The organism is Pelagibacterium sp. H642, assembly GCF_031202855.1.
Taxonomy (GTDB): Bacteria; Pseudomonadota; Alphaproteobacteria; order Rhizobiales; family Devosiaceae; genus Pelagibacterium.
Genome location: NZ_CP101829.1, coordinates 1,838,802 through 1,855,316, shown reverse-complemented (window position 1 = coordinate 1,855,316; position 16,515 = coordinate 1,838,802). Strand labels below are relative to the sequence as shown.

15 protein-coding genes are annotated in these 16,515 nt (G+C 63.3%); 5 read left to right on the top strand and 10 right to left on the bottom strand.

The features are described from left to right. Positions 1-146 precede the first annotated feature (146 nt). The 5 genes from sucD to NO934_RS09135 form a co-directional block, all read right to left on the bottom strand. A complete protein-coding gene (gene sucD / locus NO934_RS09155) occupies positions 147-1,049 on the bottom strand; it encodes a succinate--CoA ligase subunit alpha (RefSeq protein ID WP_309159652.1) in 903 nt (300 codons plus the stop codon). A 41-nt stretch (positions 1,050-1,090) separates the two neighbouring features. Then, positions 1,091-2,281, bottom strand: coding sequence for an ADP-forming succinate--CoA ligase subunit beta (gene sucC / locus NO934_RS09150; protein WP_309159651.1), 1,191 nt, complete (start codon positions 2,279-2,281; stop codon positions 1,091-1,093). Between the two features lie 93 nt (positions 2,282-2,374). After that, entirely contained in the window at positions 2,375-3,337 is a 963-nt protein-coding gene (gene mdh / locus NO934_RS09145) for a malate dehydrogenase (RefSeq protein ID WP_309159650.1), read from the bottom strand. A gap of 170 nt (positions 3,338-3,507) precedes the next feature. Then, positions 3,508-4,650: a cell division protein ZapE gene (gene zapE, locus NO934_RS09140; protein WP_309159649.1), complete on the bottom strand. Its 1,143-nt coding sequence runs from the start codon at positions 4,648-4,650 to the stop codon at positions 3,508-3,510. A 2-nt stretch (positions 4,651-4,652) separates the two neighbouring features. Further along, positions 4,653-5,285, bottom strand: coding sequence for an AprI/Inh family metalloprotease inhibitor (locus tag NO934_RS09135; RefSeq protein ID WP_309159648.1), 633 nt, complete (start codon positions 5,283-5,285; stop codon positions 4,653-4,655). A 355-nt stretch (positions 5,286-5,640) separates the two neighbouring features. Here NO934_RS09135 and NO934_RS09130 point away from each other — a divergent pair, with 355 nt between their 5' ends. From NO934_RS09130 to NO934_RS09110, 5 genes are all read left to right on the top strand, one after another. Beyond that, positions 5,641-6,543, top strand: coding sequence for a GntR family transcriptional regulator (locus NO934_RS09130; protein ID WP_309159647.1), 903 nt, complete (start codon positions 5,641-5,643; stop codon positions 6,541-6,543). 141 nt (positions 6,544-6,684) lie between these two features. Beyond that, complete coding sequence (gene acnA / locus NO934_RS09125) at positions 6,685-9,282, top strand: aconitate hydratase AcnA (protein ID WP_309159646.1); 2,598 nt, start codon at positions 6,685-6,687, stop codon at positions 9,280-9,282. Positions 9,283-9,341: 59 nt separating this feature from the next. Then, a complete protein-coding gene (locus NO934_RS09120) occupies positions 9,342-10,319 on the top strand; it encodes a tripartite tricarboxylate transporter substrate-binding protein (RefSeq protein ID WP_309159645.1) in 978 nt (325 codons plus the stop codon). Positions 10,320-10,377: 58 nt separating this feature from the next. Continuing rightward, positions 10,378-10,866, top strand: coding sequence for a tripartite tricarboxylate transporter TctB family protein (locus NO934_RS09115; protein ID WP_309159644.1), 489 nt, complete (start codon positions 10,378-10,380; stop codon positions 10,864-10,866). Positions 10,867-10,889: 23 nt separating this feature from the next. Beyond that, on the top strand, positions 10,890-12,377 hold the full coding sequence (locus tag NO934_RS09110) for a tripartite tricarboxylate transporter permease (protein ID WP_375143296.1): 1,488 nt from the start codon (positions 10,890-10,892) through the stop codon (positions 12,375-12,377). Positions 12,378-12,382: 5 nt separating this feature from the next. Here the strand turns inward: NO934_RS09110 and NO934_RS09105 are convergent, their stop codons facing one another. The 5 genes from NO934_RS09105 to NO934_RS09085 are packed head-to-tail and all read right to left on the bottom strand — an operon-like array spanning position 12,383 to position 16,428. Continuing rightward, positions 12,383-12,883 (bottom strand): GAF domain-containing protein, encoded by a 501-nt coding sequence (locus tag NO934_RS09105; RefSeq protein ID WP_309159642.1) that lies wholly within the window; start codon positions 12,881-12,883, stop codon positions 12,383-12,385. A 17-nt stretch (positions 12,884-12,900) separates the two neighbouring features. Continuing rightward, positions 12,901-13,644, bottom strand: coding sequence for an ABC transporter ATP-binding protein (locus NO934_RS09100; protein ID WP_309159641.1), 744 nt, complete (start codon positions 13,642-13,644; stop codon positions 12,901-12,903). Continuing rightward, on the bottom strand, positions 13,641-14,477 hold the full coding sequence (locus tag NO934_RS09095; RefSeq protein WP_309159640.1) for an ABC transporter ATP-binding protein: 837 nt from the start codon (positions 14,475-14,477) through the stop codon (positions 13,641-13,643). The genes NO934_RS09100 and NO934_RS09095 overlap by 4 nt, the downstream gene beginning before the upstream one ends. Continuing rightward, a complete protein-coding gene (locus tag NO934_RS09090; protein ID WP_309159639.1) occupies positions 14,474-15,379 on the bottom strand; it encodes an ABC transporter permease in 906 nt (301 codons plus the stop codon). Before NO934_RS09090 ends, NO934_RS09095 begins: the two co-directional genes overlap by 4 nt. Next, positions 15,379-16,428, bottom strand: a complete 1,050-nt coding sequence (locus NO934_RS09085; RefSeq protein WP_375143242.1) for an ABC transporter permease — start codon at positions 16,426-16,428, stop codon at positions 15,379-15,381. The genes NO934_RS09090 and NO934_RS09085 overlap by 1 nt, the downstream gene beginning before the upstream one ends. Positions 16,429-16,515: the final 87 nt, after the last annotated feature.

Sequence of the window (16,515 nt, the reverse complement as noted above, 5' to 3'; positions counted from 1 at the left end):
TCTCGATTGGGGGTCCCGATCCCCCGGGTAAAAATCCAACCTGCCCTTGGTTTGGGCCGCCAATTGGGTTGGAACTATGACCGGCCCGAACCTACGCTTGGGTTAACCGATCCCAACATGGGGTCCCGGCCGGTCGGCTTAAACACCTAGCCCTTCAACACATCCACAAGCGTCATGCCCAGCCGTGCCGGCGAAGGCGAAACCACAATGCCCGCTTGTTCCATCGCGGCGATCTTGGATTCGGCATCGCCCTTGCCGCCAGAAACCACCGCGCCCGCATGGCCCATGGTCCGCCCCTTGGGCGCGGTGCGCCCGGCGATGAACCCAGCCATCGGCTTCTTGCGGCCTTTCTTGGCCTCGTCGATCAGGAACTGAGCGGCATCTTCCTCGGCCGAGCCGCCGATCTCACCGATCATGATGATCGATTCGGTCTGATCATCTGCCAGGAACATCTCGAGGACGTCGATGAATTCGGTGCCCTTGACCGGATCGCCGCCGATCCCCACCGCCGTCGTCTGCCCCAGCCCCTCATTGGTGGTCTGGAACACCGCTTCATAGGTCAGCGTGCCGGAACGCGAGACGATACCCACCGAGCCCTTGCGGAAGATCGAGCCCGGCATGATGCCGATCTTGCATTCCTCAGGCGTCAGGATACCGGGGCAGTTCGGGCCCAGAAGGCGCGAATTGGACTTTTCAAGCCGCGCCTTGACCCGGACCATGTCGGCCACCGGAATGCCCTCGGTGATGCAGGTGATAAAGGGAATTTCCGCATCGATCGCTTCGATGATGGCATCGGCGGCCCCGGCCGGCGGCACATAGATGACCGAAGCGTCAGCGCCGGTCTTTTCCTTGCCTTCGGCCACGGTGGCGAAAATCGGCAGCTCGTGCCCACCCGCTCCCGTCCAGGTCTCTCCGCCCTTTTTGGGGTGAATGCCCCCGACCATCTGCGTGTTGTAATAGGCCAGCGCCTGTTCGGTGTGGAAGGTGCCGGTCTTGCCGGTCAGGCCCTGCACGAGGATCTTGGTGTTCTTGTCGACGAGAATTGACATATGTCTTTCGAGCTCAAATTCCGTGTGGCTGATTGCGGCGCTTAGGCCACGGCGGCGACGATCTTCTGGGCGGCGTCGTCCAAATCGTCGGCAGCGGTGATCGCCAGCCCCGATTCGTTGAGGATCTTCTTGCCAAGTTCGACATTGGTACCCTCGAGACGGACGACGAGCGGCACCTTGAGCCCCACTTCCTTGACGGCTGCGACCACGCCCTCGGCGATCACGTCGCACTTCATGATGCCGCCGAAGATGTTGACCAGAATGCCCTCCACCTTGGGGTCGGCGGTGATAATCTTGAAGGCCGCGGCGACCTTTTCCTTGGAAGCGCCCCCGCCGACGTCACAGAAATTGGCCGGCTCCTTGCCGTAGAGCTTGATGATGTCCATGGTCGCCATGGCGAGCCCGGCGCCATTGACCATGCAACCGATATTGCCGTCGAGCGCCACATAGGCGAGGTCCCATTTGCTGGCCTCGATCTCCTTGGCGTCCTCTTCGGTCTCGTCGCGCAACTGCGCGATATCGGGGTGACGGAACAGCGCGTTGCCGTCAAAGGAGACCTTGGCGTCCAGCACCCGCAAATGCCCGTCGGTCATGACGATCAAGGGGTTGATTTCGAGCAGGCTCATGTCCTTTTCGATGAACGCCTTATGGAGCGCCGGAAACAGCGACTTGGCGTCCTCGGCAGCAGCTCCCTCGAGCTTCAGCGCCGCGGCAATCCGCGCCACATCGCTTTCGGTCACCCCCGCTTCGGGATCAATCGCGATGGTTTCGATCTTTTCGGGCGTGTCATGGGCGACCTGCTCGATATCCATGCCGCCTTCTGTGGACACCACGAACGCCACGCGGCCGACCGAGCGATCGACCAGCAGCGAGCAGTAAAGCTCGCGCTCGATGTCGGCACCGTCTTCGATATAGAGCCTGTTGACCTGCTTGCCCGCCTCGCCCGTCTGGGCGGTGACCAGGGTATTGCCCAGCATCTCGCGGGCATTGGCGACGACCTCGTCCACCGAACGCGCCAGCCGCACGCCGCCCTTGGCATCAGGCCCGAGTTCCTTGAACTTTCCCTTGCCGCGGCCGCCTGCATGGATCTGGCTTTTGACCACGTAAAGCGGTCCGGGCAGCGATTTGGCCGCCGCTTCGGCCTGGTCGGCGCCGGTGATGGGCACGCCCTTGGCCACCGGTGCGCCAAACCCCTTCAACAGCTCTTTGGCCTGGTATTCGTGAATGTTCATCGTGTGTCGAACCCTTCGCTTGGGTGTTCGTTCCGAGGCGCGATGGCGCCAGACGAGAAAAGGCCCGGAGACATTGCCTCCGGGCTCGATCGATCAGGCCAGCTTGGGCGCGATCTTCTTGCAGGCCTCGACCAGCCCGTCGACAGCCCCGACCGAGGCGTCGAACATCTTCTTTTCACTGGCGTTGAGCTCGATCTCGACGATGCGCTCGACACCGTCCGCCCCGATCACCACCGGCACGCCGACATACATGTCGTCGACCCCGAACTGGCCGTTAAGGTGCGCGGCGGCAGGCAAAATCCGCTTCTTGTCCTTGAGATAGCATTCGGCCATTTCGATCGCCGACGCGGCGGGCGCATAGAAGGCCGAACCGGTCTTCAAAAGTCCTACGATCTCGGCGCCGCCGTCGCGGGTGCGCTGGATGATCTGGTCGAGCTTGTCCTTGCTCATCCAGCCCATCTTGACCATGTCGGGCAGCGGAATGCCGGCAACCGTCGAATAGCGCGCCAGGGGCACCATGGTATCCCCATGTCCGCCCATGACGAACGCCGTAACATCCTGAACCGAGACATTGAGTTCCTCAGCGATGAAGTGACGGAAGCGCGCCGAATCGAGCACGCCGGCCATCCCGACCACCTTTTCGACCGGCAGGCCCGAGAATTTCTGCAGCGCCCAGACCATGGCGTCGAGCGGATTGGTGATGCAGATGACGAATGCATTGGGCGCGTATTTGGCGATGCCCGCGCCCACCTGCTCCATGACTTTGAGATTGATCTCGAGCAGATCGTCGCGGCTCATGCCCGGCTTGCGCGGCACGCCGGCGGTGACGATCACCACATCGGCGCCATCGATATCCTTGTATTCGGACGTACCTTTAAGGGATGCGTTATAGCCTTCCACTGGCCCCGACTGCGCCAGGTCCAGCGCCTTGCCCTGCGGCACGCCGTCGACGATGTCGAACAGGATCACATCACCCAGCTCCTTGAGCGCCACCAGATGTGCCAGCGTTCCCCCGATCTGACCCGCGCCGATCAGAGCGATTTTCTTACGCGCCATGAGCAAGTTTCCCTATAGGTAAAGTAAGTTTTTCCTCGCGCCCTCCATAGCCCTTGTGACAAAAAGGCGCAAGTGAACCCTTCGTCTAACGCCCGAAAATTCGGATGTTTCGTTCAGGGTACCGTCAAATACGTCTGCAATGCTGACAGTTTCCCTGCTACGGAAGGTTCCTAAATCGACCTCTGCTGCCGCAAAGGCTGAGCGATATAGTCGGCCGAACGCATCTCTTCGAGCCGCGACAGGCACCGGGCGAATTCGAATCGGGTCTTGTCGTCCTGCGCCAGTTCATCGAGCGGCGCGGCAAAGCTCGCCGCCAGTTTCACCCCCCGGTCATAGAGCGTGTCCACCAGGAGGATGAAGCGTTTCGAAGCATCCGATTTGAGGCGCGAGAACACCGGCACGTGCTCGACCATCAGCGTATGATAGGCATTGGCGATCTTGAGATAGTCCCGCGCGCCAAGGGGGCGTTCGCACAGATCGGCGAAGTCGAACCGCGCCACCCCCATGGCGTGCGCGGGAACCGAGATGACCCGCCCCAGGCTCTCGATGGCATCGGGCCGGGCTTCGGCCCCACCGGTGAGGTGAGCAAACAGCCGGTCCATCGCGGCATCGACCTCCGGACCGGTGCCGAAATGATAGACCTCCTGCGCATCGAGCTTTTCACGCCGGTAGTCGGTCGCCGCATTGAGGTTGAAAACCTCTGCATGGCTTTCGAGCAGGTCGATGAAGGGCAGGAAGAGCTGGCGGTTGAGCCCGTTCCAATAAAGCTTTTCAGGGGGGATGTTGGAAGTCGCCACCACCACCACGCCATCCGCGAACAGGATCTCGAACAGGCGCTTCAAAAGCATCGCGTCGGTGATGTCGGAAACGAAGAACTCGTCGAAACACAACAGCCGCACCGAGCGCGTGATGGGCCGGGCCACCGCAGGAATGGGATCGCGCGCGCCTTTGGTTCCCGGGTTCTCGGCCCGAAACCTGGCGATCGCCTCATGCACCTCGTTCATGAACTCGTGGAAATGGACGCGCCGCTTGTTCTCCACCGGCACAGTCTGGAAAAACAAGTCCATGAGCATGGTCTTGCCCCGCCCCACGTCTCCCCAGATATAGAGTCCCTTGGGGGCTTCGCGCTTGCGCCGGAACAGCGCCGCAATCACCGACCCCGACTGGGCTTCGAGCCTGTCGAGCCCTTCGGCCACGGCCTGGAGCTTTTCGACCGCCTGCTTTTGCGCGGCATCGGGTTTGACTTGCCCCGAGATCACCAGTTCGGCATAGACATCCAGGATCGAGCCCCCGGCTCCTTCTCCCCCCGTCAAAATCAGCCGACCAACGAAATGGCCTGGCCTCCGGAGAGGGTACCCACGAACCGGTTGCCGCTTTTCAGCAGCGTGCCGATCAACTCGTCCGCTTCATTGTAGAGCTGGATCTGGTTGCCCAGCAATTGCCAGGCGGTAACCGTCGCCAGCGTCGGCTCGGTGCAGGCCGGGGTCGAGGCACGGTAGCGGCCGGTCGCCCCCTTGGCCGTATAGGTGAGGTTGAGCCGGCATTGCTCCGCCCCCACAAGGATCGTCCAGCCGCCCAGGAGTTGCTCCATCGTGGTGGGTCCGGAAAGATCGCGCCCCGCCGTGGTGTTGCCCGGCGCACCCACATCGTCGAGCACGAACCCCGGGCCCGAAGCCGGCGTCGTGCCGGTATCGAGCGCGGCGGTGTTTCCCGGCACGGTCGAAGGCGTCGGCGTCGTTTCGATGGTGCTGGTCCCCGCGATCGGCGGCAGATCGGTGGTCTGGACATTGCCCGTCTGCACCGGCTGGATCGGAGCGGGCTGGGGCGGTGTCGGGGTCGGGGTGCTCGGCGCGGAGCGGCCGAAATTGCTGGGAGAACATGCCGCAAGGGCAGCAAGCGACACCGCCGCGAGCACCAGGCCCAACGGTCTTTGCAAGGTTCCGGTCATATCGGCTCCACCATCTCTCATGCTGCCAAAACGCGCCCGGAGTTCACCCCGTTCCCCAAACGCGCCCGCCACGCCTTGGCTTTATGGCGGCATAGCGGCGGTGAAACAAGTCCTGGCGGGGACCCTTCTTACCAAACGCCGCAATATGGCGGTAATGGGACACCCAGCCCTCATCCCGCATACGGTGGCGCACAGTGTATTTGTGGCGGCGCTGATTGCCTTTTGTCCGAACAAAAGATGCTAGATCCAGCGACTGACCCAGCGCTTGCCTTCGGATTGCTGGCTTTTTGAATAAATAGGTGCAATCTTTTGCATTCCGCCGAACGACCGGCATCGCATCGGGAGGTCAATATCGATGGCGACAGCGCTGGCACTGCAGATCGCAAAGGCCATTACCAATGCCATTGTTGCGGGAGACATCGCCGAAGGCGAGCATATGAGCGCGCAAAAACTCGCCGACCGGTTCAGCGTCTCGCGCTCGCCAGTCCGGGAAGCGCTGCAATTGCTGGCAGCGGAGGGTTACGCGGTCCAGGAGCCGCACAAGGGGTTTTTCGCGCGGCTCAAGCCGGTGTCCGAGGCCGCCGCGAATGCCACGCGCGAATTGCCTTTCGAAGCGCCCAACACCTATCAGCGCATGGCCGATGACTGGCTGTCCGACCGCTTGCCGGCCGAAGTCACCGAACAGATGCTCAAGGAACGTTACGGGCTGACCAAGGCCCAGCTCAGCGATATCCTGATGCGGGCGGCCCGCGAAGGCTGGGCCGAACCCAAACCCGGCTATGGCTGGAATCTCCTGCCGGTGGCCAAGACGCCCGAAGCGTTCGAACAGGCCTATCGCTTTCGCATGGTGATCGAGCCGGCCGCCCTGCTCGAACCCACATTCCATCTCGATCGCAAGGTGCTCGATGAACTCAAGCGCCAGCAGTCGAAAATGCTCGAAACCGACATAGAAAAGCTGCCGGGCGAACGCTTGATGGAACGCGGAGCGACGTTTCACGAGGAACTGATCAAGCTCTCGGGCAATCCGTTTTTCCACCAAGCCCTGGTGCGGGTCAATCGCATGCGGCGGCTGATGGAATACCGCTCCCGCGTCGACCGGCGCCGACTCTACGGCCAATGCAGCCAGCACCTTGAGATCATCGAATTGCTCGCAAAAGGCGATATCGTGGCCGCCTCCTACGCCATGCGCAAACACCTGATCGGGGCTCTCAAGGCCAAATCCCCCCTGGCCCTGCCGGACACCATCCCCGCCGACTGAAGTTGGCCTTCTGCGCAAATTTGAGCAATCGTCGGCTGTCACTCGTCACTAAGGCTGCCTCAATATCCCTTGGCGCGAATTGGATACTTGCATTTTATTTTCGAATTATGCAATCCTTTGCCAAGGAGGACACCACGGATCATGGCGGCTCAACGCACGATATCGCTGCGCTCTTTGGCGGGTGAAAAGCTCCCGCAACTGCCCTATGTGCTGCGCATCCTCTTGGAGAACGTCGCCCGGCATCTGGGGGAAGGCGAGCAGACTTCGACCATTCTGGCTTGGCTGGACAGGCGCTCCAGCGCCCAGGAGATCCCTTTCCAGCCTGCGCGCCTGCTCATGCACGACACCACCTGCGGCCCGGCGCTCGCCGACATTGCGGGCATGCGTTGCAGCCTTGCCGAAGCCGGCGGCAACCCTCGGGCGCTCAACCCGCAAATTCCGATCGACGTGTCGGTGGACCATTCCATCTCCGTCGATCATTTCGGCAGCAGCGCGGCCATCAAGGCCAACATGAAGCGTGAGCAGGAGCGCAACGAGGAGCGCTTCCGGTTCATGAAATGGGCCCAGGCCAATCTGACCAACCTGCGCATCCACCCGCCGGGCACCGGCATCATGCACACCATCAATCTCGAACAATTGGCGAGCGTGGTGACGACGCGGGATGGCTGGACCTTCCCCGATACCCTGATCGGCACCGACAGCCACACGCCCATGATCAACGGATTGGGCGTCCTGGCCTGGGGCGTAGGCGGGCTGGAGGCGGAGGGCGTCATGTTCGGCCTGCCGGTCATGATGCGCATTCCCGATGTCATCGGCATAAGACTTGAGGGCGCACTGCCCGAAGGCACTTTCGCGACCGATCTCGCCCTGCACGTGACCCATCAATTGCGCGCCCGCGGGATCGACAATCCCTTCGTGGAGTTCCACGGTCCGGGCGTCTCCAGCCTCACCGTCGGGCAACGCGCCGTGGTCGCCAACATGGCCCCCGAAATGGGCGCTCAGACGGCCTATTTCCCCGTCGACGATCAAACGCTCGCCTATCTCGAAGCAACAGGGAGAAGCGCCGATCAAGTGGCGCTGGTGCGCGATTATGCCCAAGCGAGCGGCCTCTGGTTCGATCCCCTGTCCAGTCCCAGCTACACCGACACGTTTACCATCGACCTTTCCACCGTCGCCACATCGCTGGCCGGCCCGCAACGGCCGCAGGATCTGATCGCGCCGGCCGAGGCGCGCCAGAGCATCGAGCCGCTCGTGGCCAAGGCCCGCCGCAATGGACGTGAAGGCAAGTCTGGACGCATCGAAGACGGCGCCGTCGCCATCGCGGCGATCACCAGTTGCACCAACACCTCCGATGCCCGCCTCAACATCGCGGCGGGCCTTCTGGCGCGCCGGGCGCGAGCCCTCGGCCTTGCGCCCAAGCCGTGGGTCAAAACCTCCTTCTCGCCCGGATCGCCGGCCGCGGCACGCTATCTCGAGCGCGCCGGCCTGATCGAGGATCTCGATGCGGTCGGTTTCGGCATTGTCGGCTTTGGCTGCATGACATGCATCGGCAATTCCGGGCCGCTTCTCGATACCGTTGAGACCGCGATCCGTGAAGAGGGCATCGTGCCGGTCGCGGTGCTTTCGGGCAATCGCAACTTCCCCGGCCGCGTGCACCCGCTCCTTTCGGCCGGTTTCCTCGCCTCCCCGCCACTGGTCATCGCCTATGCGCTGGCCGGCACCATCGACATCGACATCCAGAACGATCCCCTCGGGCAGACGCCCGACGGCAAGAACGTCTATCTGCGCGATCTCTGGCCCTCCGCCGACGAGATCGAAGCGGTCTATCATGCCGCCTCGAGCATCGCCGACTTCCCACAAGCCTTCGCCGTGGCCACCCAGAGCCGGCTTTGGCAGGAGGTGGAGACGGTAAAGGGCGAGCTGTGGCCGTTCGATCCGGCCTCGACCTATCTGCGCCGCCCGCCCTTCGCAAATTTCGCCGAACCGCAATCCCTCGACCGACTGATCACACGTCCGCTCCTGGTCCTGGGTGACGATATCACCACCGACCAGATCTCCCCGGCCGGCGCCGTGCCGGCTGACAGCGAGGCGGGGCGCTATCTCATCGAGCGCGGCGAAAATCCCAAGGATTTGAACGTCTTTTCGTCCCGGCGCGGCAATTTCGAGGTGATGGTGCGCGGGCTGTTCACCAACCGCACGGTTGAAAACCACCTTGCCCCCGGCATCGCCCCGGGCTTCGGGGTCGATTTCGAAACCGGCGAGCACCTGCCCCTCCATATCCTCGCCCGGCGCAACCGCGAACGCGGCGTGGCCGGCGTCATCCTGGCGGGAGAGCGCTATGGCGCGGGGTCTTCGCGCGATTGGGCCGCAAAAGGCACCGCGCTGATCGGCGCGCGCGCCGTCATCGCTTCGAGCTTCGAGCGCATCCATCGCACCAACCTGATCGGCATGGGCATCCTGCCGCTCAAGGCGCCTCAGGGACTGGTGCCGAGCAAACTCGGCATCGGCCCCACCGACACCATCGAAATCGCCTTGCTCGATCCCTCGCTCGCCAAACGCAGCCGCTTTGCCGTCACCATCCGCCATGCCGGCCGTGAGCCGGAAACGTTCGAAGCCGTCGCGCAAATCGAAACCGAGCTTGAAATCAGCCTCTTGCACAAAGGCGGCATTATTCCTTTCATCCTTTCCGGGGCCCTCGATCGGTCGGCATCGGGAGGGAAGAAAGTCGATCTGCATTAGCGGTCGACATCACCCGCCCACTGGGTATTCACTTGATGTGTTCTTTAAGGGAGGAACCAATGAATAAATTCGGAGCCATCATCTCCACCGGTCTGCTCGCCGTCGCGGCGCTGACCGGACCTGGCTTTGCCCAGGACGCCGAAAGCGTCGGTGAACTTTCCATCATCGCCCCCGCTGGCGCCGGCGGCGGCTGGGACGGTGCGGCCCGCGCCATCCAGGAAGTGATGACCGCGACCGGGCTTGCGAACTCGGTCCAGGTCATCAACGTGCCCGGCGCTGGCGGCACGGTCGGTCTGGCCCAATTTGCCAACGGCGCAGGGTCCGATCCCAGCCAGCTCCTCGTGGGTGGCATCACCATGGTGGGCGCCATCATTTCCAACAACGCCCCCGTGGACCTGGGCTCGGTGACCCCGCTGGCCCGTCTCACCGGCGATCCGCTCGCCGTTGTGGTCCCCGCCGATTCACCGATCCAGACCATCGATGACCTTTTGGCCCAGATCCAGTCCGACGTGGCCGGCACCATCTGGGCGGGCGGTTCGGCCGGCGGCGCCGATCACATGCTTGCCGCTCTTTTGACCGAGGCCGCAGGCGAAGACCCAAGCGCCGTCAACTATGTCGCCTTCTCGGGCGGCGGCGAGGCCCTGGCGGCGATGCTCGGGGGGCAGGTCACGGCCGGCATCTCGGGCTATGGCGAATGGCAGGGCCAGATCGAATCGGGCGACCTGCGCGCGCTCGCCATCTCCTATCCCGAGCCCATCGAAGGGATCGACGCCCAGCCGCTCAAGGCCCAGGGCGTGGATGTCGAACTGGTCAACTGGCGCGCCATCTTTGCCGGCCCCGACGTCTCCGACGAGGATATGGCCAGGCTCACCGCCGCCTTTGAAGCGATGGTGAATTCCGCCGAATGGCAGGAAGTGCTCGAGGCTCGCGGCTGGACCGACTACTACATGCCCGCCGCCGAATTCTCCACTTTCCTTGACGGGGAAATCGAGCGTGTCGGCACCATCCTGACCAATCTGGGTCTGGCCCAGCAGTAAGCACCAGTCCGGCGAGGCCCCAAAAGCCCCGCCGGCCACCATCAAGGGGAGGAACGGCATGCAACAAGCCGCACAAACGCGCAAAGGCTTAGCGCTGGATCGGTCCAAGCTCGTGGTCGGGATCATCCTGCTCGGCTTTGCCGCCGTCACGGGCTATGACGCCTATTCGATGAGCTTTCGCGCCGCCTATGGCCTCAATCCCAATACCGCGTCCTATCTCGTGGCCATCCTTCTTGCCGCCCTCGGGATCGCCCATTTCTGGAGCGCCACGCGTCCCACCGATGAGGACGACGCGCTCGACGCCGATTGGCGGGCTATCGGGTTGATCGCGGCCGCTCTGGGGGCACTGGTTGCCTGTATTTTCCTGGGCGCCGGTTTCATTTTGGGCTCCACCCTGCTTTTCGCCCTCACCGCCCGCGCCTTCGACCGCAAGGCGATCCTTGTCGACCTGGTCATCGGGTTCGTGATCTCGCTGGCGATCTTCTTTCTCTTCAACAACCTGCTGTCGCTGACCCTGCCCCACGGTCCGCTCGAACGCCTGCTTTAGGAGCGCTGCCAGTGGAAACCCTCATGTTCCTGGCCGAAGGCTTTACCCAAGCCCTGACGCCGATGAATCTCGTCTTTGCTCTGGTCGGCGTCTTTTTGGGCACCGCCGTCGGCGTGCTGCCGGGCATCGGCCCGGCCCTGACCGTGGCGCTGTTGCTGCCGGTGACGTTCAAGCTCGATCCGGGCGGCTCGCTCATCATGTTCGCCGGCATCTATTATGGCGGCATGTATGGGGGCTCGACCACGGCCATCCTGCTCAATACGCCCGGCGAGGCCGCTTCGGTCGTCACCGCGCTCGAAGGCAACAAGATGGCGCGGCAGGGACGCGGCGGACCGGCCCTCGCCACCGCCGCCATCGGCTCGTTCGTTGCCGCGCTGGTTGCAACCATAGGCATCGCGTTCCTGGCCCCCGTCATCGTCGAAATCGCCGTCCGCTTCGGGCCGTGGGATTATTTCGCGCTGATGATGATCGCTTTCGTCACCGTTTCGGCGACATTCGGATCCTCGCCACTCAAGGGCTTGACCAGCCTTGCGTTGGGCCTTTGGCTCGGGCTCATCGGCATCGATCAATTGACCGGCCAGGCGCGGCTGACCTTCGGCGTACCGCAACTGCTCGACGGCATCGAGGTGACGACCCTCGCCGTCGGCCTGTTCGCCATCGGGGAAGCCCTTCTCATCGCCTCGCAGCACCGCACCTCCCCGGCCCAGCCCATCCCCGTCAAGGGCTCGGTCTGGATGAACCGGCAGGATTGGTCGCGCTCATGGAAACCCTGGCTGCGCGGCGCGGCGATCGGCTTTCCCATCGGCGGATTGCCCGCCGGCGGCGCCGAAGTTCCGACCTTCCTCAGTTACAATCTCGAACGGAAGCTATGCCGCGACCCCCAAGCCTTCGGCAATGGGGCCATCGAAGGCGTGGCCGGTCCCGAAGCGGCCAATAACGCTTCGGCAGCCGGCACCATGGTGCCGCTTCTGACCCTGGGGCTGCCGACATCGGCCACAGCGGCGGTCATGCTGGCCGGGTTCCAGCAATACAACATCCAGCCCGGCCCGCTGCTCTTTGCCCAGCATGCCGATATCGTCTGGGCACTGATCGCCTCGCTGTTCATCGCCAATGTGATGCTGCTGTTCCTCAACCTCCCCCTTGTGGGTCTTTGGGTTCGGCTTTTGGCCATTCCAACGCCATGGCTCTATGCGGGCATCATGGTCTTTGCCGCCATGGGGACCATCGCGGCCAACCCCTCCATCGTCGAGCTTTTGCTACTCGTTGCCTTCGGCGCCGCCGGCTTTGTGATGCGACGATACAATTACCCCATCGCGCCGGCCGTTGTCGGCCTGATCCTGGGGCCGATGGCCGACCTGCAGATGCGCCGCGCGCTGCAGATCAGCCTGGGCGATCCCATCGTCTTCCTGGAGCACTGGAGTTCGGCACTCATGCTCGCCATCGCGGCGATCGCGCTCATCGCCCCCTTCATCTTCCGTGGCCTGTCGCGCTTCCAGGCCGATGAAGATTAAGCTGGTTAGGCTCGCGCCGCGACAGCGAGCGCGAGCTTGGCCGGGATCGAGACTTCCCGGACGATCAACTCGACCCGCTCGGGCGTATAGTGATCGGCCACATCGAGCATGTTGACCGTGCCGATCAGCTCGCCCCCCAGAACCACCGGCAGGTTGACCACCGATTGGCACCCCAGGGAGTCGATCAGCTCGTAATCGGCAAAGACCGTCGAGATATCGGCGATGGAATTGGCGACGAAGGGCTGACGCGCCTTGTGCACGATATCGAACCAGCGGTCATAGCGGATCGGCTTGGTGCCCGAAGCGGGGTAGTTTTCGGGGTCGGAGGTATAGGCGCGCCGCGCCAGTTCGGCCTCCATGTCCACCAGCATGACGGTGAACAGCTTGGCCCCCACGATCCGCCGCACGAAATCCTGCAGCGCGAGGAATGCGGCCTCCGCGCTGGTGGCTGCGGAAATCGCGGCATCGAATTGCTGCCGCGCGGCGGAAATATCAGGTGTCGTCACTTTGCAATGTCCTTGAGTCAGGCAGGAGCACCGCCACTGGCGGCGTAGAGTTCGCGCGAATAGGGATCGGTGAAATTCCCTTCGCGCAATTGATCGGCGGTGGCGATCTCCACGATCCGGCCATGGCGCATGACGGCCAACCGATCACAGAGGAACGACACCACCGGCAGATTGTGGGTCACCATCAGATAGGTGAGGTTCTGCTCGCGCTGCAGGCGCTTCAAAAGGTTGAGAATCTCGGCTTGCACCGAGACGTCCAGCGCCGAGGTGGGTTCGTCCAGCAGCAGAACCTTCGGTTCCAGCATCAGCGCGCGCGCAATGGCGACACGCTGGCGCTGCCCACCCGAAAGCTGGTGCGGATAGCGAAAGCGGAAGCGCTGATCGAGCCCGACCGCCCCGAGGGCCGCTTCGACCCGCTCGCCGCGATTCGAAACGCCGTGGATGGCCAACGGTTCGGAAAGCACCGCATCGATGGTCTTGCGCGGGTGCAGTGAGCCATAAGGATCCTGGAACACCATCTGCGTCTCGCGCACCGAGCGCTTGTCGATGCCATGGGTGCGCGTTGCGCCAAGGAGCGAAATCTCCCCCGTCCATTGCGGCGCGAGCCCGGCGATGGCGCGCAGCACCGTCGTTTTGCCCGACCCCGATTCGCCCACAAGGGCAAAGCTCTCCCCTTGCGCGATATCGAGGGAGATATCGTGGGTGATGACGGTCTCGCCATAGGCGATCGAAAGATCCTTGAGGATGATGGCGCTTGTCATGTGCCGCCCCAGCTCGCCCGGTCGAGGACCGGCAGTTGATCGCGCGTCTCGTCGAGCCGGGGCATCGCCGCCAGCAATCCGCGCGTATAGGGATGGGTTGCGTTCGAAAGTTCGCCCGCCGCGCAGCTTTCCACCACCTGGCCGGCATTCATCACCAGGATGCGGTCGCAATAGCGCGAGACGAGGTTGAGGTCGTGGCTGATGAGGATCAGCCCCATGCCCTTGGTCTTGATCAGGTCGTCGATGATGTCGAGCACCTGGGCCTGGACTGAAACGTCGAGGGCCGAGGTCGGTTCGTCCGCGATCAACAGATCGGGCTCGGGGATCAGCATCATGGCGATCATGATGCGCTGGCCCATGCCGCCGGACACCTCATGCGGATAGAGCTTGGCGACGCGCTCCGGGTCGTTGATGCGCACCGCTTCGAGCATGGCGATCACCCGATCGCGCACCTCGCGTCCGGGCACCCTCGTGTGCACCTTGAGCGCCTCAGCGATCTGGTCGCCCACGGTCATCACGGGGTTGAGCGAGAATTTGGGGTCCTGCATCACCATGGAGATGCGGGCGCCGCGAATGGCCCGCATCTGCCGCTCGGATTGGGAGAGAAGGTCGATGCCGCTAAAGGAGAGCTTGTCGGCGGTGACACGCCCAGGCGAGCGGATCAGCCGCAGGACCGAGCGTCCGGTCATCGATTTGCCTGATCCGCTTTCGCCCACGATTCCCAGCCGCTCCCGGCCCAGCGAAAACGAAATCCCTTTGACCACCTCCACCCGACCCTGATGGGTGGGAAAAGAAACGCGGAGATTTTCGACCTCGAGAAGCGGCGCGCTCAATGCTTTTCTCCCTGCTTGGGATCGAGCACGTCGCGCAGCCCGTCGCCCAGGAAACAAAACCCGAGGCTGACCACGATGATGGCGATGCCGGGCATGGTGGCGACCCACCACTGGTTGAGAATGAAATCGCGGCCCGTCGCGATCATCGCGCCCCATTCGGGAAGCGGCGGCTGCGCCCCCAGCCCGAGAAAGCCCAGACCGGCGGCGGTGAGGATAATGCCCGCCATATCGAGGGTCACGCGGATGATCATCGAAGATGTGCAGAGCGGCAGGATGTGGTTGACGATGACCCGGATCGGCGAAGCGCCCTGAAGCTGCACGGCTGCGATGAATTCGGAATTGCGGAAGGTCAGCGTCTCGGCCCGCGCGATGCGGGCATAGGCCGGCCATGTGGTGATGGCGATGGCGATGATGGCGTTGTTGATGCCCGGCCCGAGCGCCGCGACGAAGGCAAGCGCCAGGATCAGCTTGGGCATGGAGAGAAAGATGTCGGTAACCCCCATCAGGGCCCGGTCCACCCAGCCGCCGAAATAGCCCGCTATGGCGCCGACCACCAATCCCACCGGCGCGGCGATCACCGCCACCAGCAGCACGATGGTCAAGGTGATCTGCGAACCATGGACCACGCGGGAGAAAATATCGCGGCCCAGCATGTCGGTGCCCATCAGGTGGTCCCAACTGGGCGGCAGCAGCCGGTCCGAAAGGTTTTGCCGCGTTGCCGAATAGGGGGCGATCCAATCGGCCGCGATCGCGGTAACGACCAGCGTTATGATGATGATGAGCCCGACAACGGTGAGCGGATTGCTCAAAAGGCCAAGCGCCAGCCGATAGAACCGGCCAAGGCTCGCCTGCATGCGGGAGGTGGGGGAGTCGGCCAAAAGCCAGTCGCGTGTAGAGGCCATCAGCGCGCCCTCGGATCAAGGACGCGATAGAGCACGTCCGAAACTTTGTTGATGACGATGAACACCGCCCCGATCACCAGCGTCGCGCCCAACACGGCATTCATGTCGGCGTTAAAGAGGCCGGTGGTGAGATAATTGCCGATGCCGGGCCAGGAGAACACGGTCTCGATCATCACCGACCCTTCGAGAAGGCCGGCATAGGAAAGCCCGATGACGGTGATGAGCTGGATGCGGATGGGATAAAACCCGTGCCGCCAGATCACCCGCCATTCGGGCACGCCCTTGACCCGCGCGGTGGTGACGAATTCCTGCCCCAACTGGTCGAGCATGAACGAGCGCGTCATGCGCGCGATATAGGCCAAAGAAAAAAACCCGAGAATGGAGGCAGGCAGGATGATGTGGCTGACCGCGTTCCAGAACACATCCACCTGACCGGTGATGAGGCTATCGACCAGCATCAGCCCGGTGATGTGCGGCACCAGCCCATCGAAAAAGATATCGACCCGGCCCGGCCCGCCGACCCAGCGCAATTGGGCATAAAACAGCGCCAGCCCCACGAGCCCCAGCCAGAAGGCCGGCACCGAATAGCCCAAAAGCCCGAAGACGCGGATGATCTGGTCGGTCCAGCTCCCCTGCCGCGCGGCGGCCAGAACGCCCATGGGCACGCCCAGCGCGACCCCGATCAGGATGCCGATCGTCGCCATTTCGAGCGTCGCGGGGAAAACGCGGCTGAGATCGACGATCACCGGCCGGCCGGTCGAGACCGACATGCCGAAATTGCCGCTGAGAATATCCCCCACATAGGAAAAGAACTGTTCGTAAAGCGGCCGGTCCAGCCCCATGGCGACCCGCGCCGCCTCATAGGTGCTGGCCGAGGCCCGGTCCCCCACCACCGCCAGCACCGGATCGATGGGCACCACGCGGCCGATAAAGAAGGTGATGGCGAGCAGGCCCAGAAAGGTCAGGGCGATGGTGGCGACGAACCAGGCAAGCTCGCCCAAAACGGCTGCCACGCGTTTTCCGCTCCAGCGCCCGACCGGTTGGTTCACCGGCTCTCCGCCTGCCTGTCCCTCAAGTGACACGGGGCACATTCTCCTTGTTGGGAACGGCGTTTTACGACGTTGCGCCGAAGGGCG